The following is a 3,298-nucleotide window of genomic DNA, read 5'->3' as shown; positions in this document are numbered from 1 at the left end:
GCTCGCCGCGGCGGTCGCCGCGCTGGCCGCGGTGCGCAGGCGGCGGTCGCACCAGGCCGACCCGGACCTGGCCGGGGTGCCGCTGGTGATCGACGGGCTGACCAAGGCCTACCCGGGCGGGCTCACCGCCGTGAAGGACCTGTCCTTCCGCGTCGAACCGGGCCAGGTGCTCGGCCTGCTCGGGCCGAACGGCGCCGGCAAGACGACGACGCTGCGCATGCTGATGGGCCTGATCACCCCCACCGCCGGCGAGATCAGGGTGTTCGGCCACCGGATCACGCCCGGCGCGCCGGTGCTGTCGCGGATCGGCTCGTTCGTCGAGGGCTCCGGGTTCCTGCCGCACCTGTCCGGCACCGCGAACCTGCGCCTCTACTGGGACGCGACCGGCCGCCCGATCGAGCAGGCGCACCTGGAGCAGGCGCTGGAGATCGCCGGGCTGGGCAACGCCGTGCACCGCAAGGTCCGCACCTACAGCCAGGGCATGCGGCAGCGGCTCGCGATCGCGCAGGCCATGCTCGGGCTGCCGGAGCTGCTCGTGCTCGACGAACCGACCAACGGGCTCGACCCGCCGCAGATCCACCAGATGCGCGAGGTGCTGCAGCGGTACGCCGCGACCGGCCGGACCGTGGTGGTCTCCAGCCACCTGCTGGCCGAGGTCGAGCAGACCTGCACGCACGTCGTGGTGATGCACCGCGGCCGGCTGGTGGCCGCGGGCGAGGTCGGCGACATCGTGGCCGCCGGCGGCGAGGCCACCTTCCGGGTCGACCGGCCGGAGGCGGCGGCCGACGCCCTGCGCGGGGTGCCCGGCGTGTCCGGTGTGGACGTCGAAGGGACCCTCGTGCACGCCGACCTGGACGGGATGCCGCGCGCCGAGGCGGTCGCGGCGCTGGTCCGGGCCGGGGTCGCGGTCGAGCAGGCCGGGCCGCGGCGACGGCTGGAGGACGCGTTCCTCCAGCTCGTGGGAGAGGAAACGTCATGAGCGAGAACGGGGTCCACACCGATCCCGCGGCACTGGACGAGCTGACCGACGCCGCCGCGCACACCCACTCCGGGGTGGGCGCGGACGGCGCGGTCGAGGGCTACCGGGCGCGGCGGACGCTGCGGCTGGGCGTCGAGCTGCGGCGCCAGCTGCGGCGGCGGCGCACCCAGCTGGTGCTCGGGTTCGTCGTGCTGCTGCCGTTCATCCTGGTGGTGGCGTTCGAGATCGGCGAGTCCAGCCCGAACCGGCGCTCCGGCGGGTTCGTCGACCTGGCGACGGCGAGCGCGCCGAACTTCGTCGTGCTGGCGCTGTTCGTGTCCGGGACGTTCCTGCTGCCCACGATCGTCGCGTTGTTCTTCGGGGACACGATCGCGAGCGAGGCGTCCTGGTCGAGCCTGAAGTACCTGCTGGCCATGCCGGTGCCGCGGCACCGGCTGCTGCGGCAGAAGGCGATCGCGTCCGGGTTGCTGTCGGTGGTGGCGCTGGTGCTGCTGCCGCTGGTGGCCCTGGTGGCGGGACTGATCTTCTACGGCGCCGGTGACGCGGTCAGCCCCACCGGGGACGCGATCCCGTTCGGGCAGAGCCTGATCGCGATCGGGCTGTCCACCGTGTACGTGGTGATCCAGCTGGCGTGGGTGGCGGGGCTGGCGCTGTTGTTGTCGGTGCTCACCGACGCGCCGCTGGGCGCGGTCGGCGGGGCGGTGCTGGCGGCGATCCTGTCGCAGATCCTCGACCAGATCACCGCGCTGGGCACGCTGCGCAACTACCTGCCGACGCACTACTCGTACGGCTGGATGGACCTGATCGCGACCGACATCGACTGGACGAACATGGCCGCCGGAACGCTGTCCGCGGTGATCTACGCGACCGTGTTCACGCTGCTGGCCGCACGGCGCTTCGCGACGAAGGACATCACCAGCTGATTTCCCACTACGGTGGGGCGATGACGACGATCGAGGTGGACAAGGCCGGCGACGTGGCCGTGCTGAAACTGGCCCACGGCAAGGCGAACGCGATGGACACCGAGCTGTGCCGGGAGCTGGTGGCGCGGCTGGAGGAGGCCGAGCTCGGCGGCGCGAAGGGCGTGGTGCTGACCGGGCGCGACGGGATGTTCTCCGCCGGGGTGGACCTCAAGCGGGTCGCCGCGGGCGGGCCGGCCTACCTCCGGGAGTTCCTGCCCGCGCTGTCGGACGCGTTCCTGGCCGTGTTCGGGTTCCCCGGACCGGTCGTCGCGGCGGTGACGGGGCACGCGATCGCCGGCGGGGCGGTGCTGGCGGCGGCGTGCGACCGGCGGATCCTGAACGAGCGGCAGGGCCGGATCGGCGTCACCGAACTGCTCGTCGGGGTGCCGTTCCCGTTGGTGGCGCTGGAGATCCTGCGCTGCGCGTACGGGACGGAGCGGCTGCCCGGGCTGACGTTCCTCGGCGAGACCTACGCGGGCGGCGAAGCGCTTTCCCGCGGGCTGGTGGACGAGCTGGCCGCGCCGGACGAGGTGCTGCCGAGGGCGATCGAGACGGCGAGGCGGCTGGCCGCGGTGCCGTCGGACGCGTTCCGGCACACGAAGGCGCAGATCCACCGGCCGTTCGACGAGCGGATCGGCGAGCAGCGCGCCGGGGACGACGCGCACGTCGAGCGGGTGTGGTCGGCGCCGTCCTCGCTGGCGGCGATCGAGGAGTACGTGCGGACCACACTCGGCGGGTAGCATTCTCGGTTCCCCGCCCACCGCCTCTCGGAGGCCGCCATGCCGCGTCCGGTGCACTTCGAGATCCACGCGAGCGACCCGGAACGAGCCGTCACCTTCTACGCGACGGTCTTCGGGTGGACGTTCGAGCGGTGGGGCAGCAACCCGTACTGGCTGATCAGCACCGGCGACGGACCGGGCATCGACGGCGGGCTGGTGCCGCGGCAGGGCCCCGCGCCCGCCGAGGACGCGCCGGTGAACGCCTTCCCGCTGACCGTCGAGGTGGACGACCTCGACGCGGCCGTGCGGCGGGTCGAGCAGGCGGGCGGCCAGGTGGCGGTGCCGCGCAGCCCGATCCCGGGGATCGGGTGGCTCGCGTACTGCGTGGACACCGAGGGGAACATCTTCGGGATCCTGGAGCCGGCCCCGGAAGCCGAGTGATCGTGGGGCGCTTGGTGGTGGGTGTTTGATGCCGTGGCGTTCGGCGCGCGGTGCGGTGGGCGCGGATGGTGGCCGCACTCTCCGCCGACGGCCGCGCGAGCGGCCGGCGCAGCCGCTTGCGTCTGACCGTTGCTGCTCGTTCTCGTGCTGGCGCAGCCGCTTGCGTCTGACCGTTGCTGCTCGTTCTCGTGCTGGCG

Annotated in this window: 4 protein-coding genes; all 4 read left to right on the top strand. The window is 73.2% G+C overall.

Annotated elements, in window-relative coordinates:
- Window positions 1-979, top strand: a 979-nt coding sequence (locus ABZ193_RS43475) for an ABC transporter ATP-binding protein (RefSeq protein ID WP_354714673.1), incomplete at its 5' end; no start/stop codon positions are given.
- Window positions 976-1,902 carry an ABC transporter permease subunit gene (locus ABZ193_RS43470; protein ID WP_020420365.1) on the top strand — a complete coding sequence of 309 codons (927 nt, stop codon included), beginning with the start codon at window positions 976-978 and terminating at the stop codon, window positions 1,900-1,902. The genes ABZ193_RS43475 and ABZ193_RS43470, both read left to right, overlap by 4 nt.
- A gap of 20 nt (window positions 1,903-1,922) precedes the next feature.
- On the top strand, window positions 1,923-2,681 hold the full coding sequence (locus ABZ193_RS43465) for an enoyl-CoA hydratase/isomerase family protein (protein WP_237338634.1): 759 nt from the start codon (window positions 1,923-1,925) through the stop codon (window positions 2,679-2,681).
- A gap of 39 nt (window positions 2,682-2,720) precedes the next feature.
- The gene (locus tag ABZ193_RS43460; RefSeq protein WP_020420363.1) at window positions 2,721-3,101 is read left to right on the top strand and encodes a VOC family protein; all 381 of its coding nucleotides are present in this window, start codon (window positions 2,721-2,723) and stop codon (window positions 3,099-3,101) included.
- Window positions 3,102-3,298: the final 197 nt, after the last annotated feature.

Origin of the sequence: Amycolatopsis sp. NPDC006125 (assembly GCF_040614195.1) — a bacterium.
GTDB classification, from domain to species: domain Bacteria; phylum Actinomycetota; class Actinomycetes; order Mycobacteriales; family Pseudonocardiaceae; genus Amycolatopsis_E; species Amycolatopsis_E tucumanensis.
This window is presented reverse-complemented; position numbering and strand designations above follow the sequence as displayed.

Coding starts and splice junctions, on each gene's coding strand:
- ABZ193_RS43470 (WP_020420365.1), top strand. CDS start 976: ATGAGCGAGAACGGGGTCCACACCGATCCCGCGGCACTGGACGAGCTG.
- ABZ193_RS43465 (WP_237338634.1), top strand. CDS start 1,923: ATGACGACGATCGAGGTGGACAAGGCCGGCGACGTGGCCGTGCTGAAA.
- ABZ193_RS43460 (WP_020420363.1), top strand. CDS start 2,721: ATGCCGCGTCCGGTGCACTTCGAGATCCACGCGAGCGACCCGGAACGA.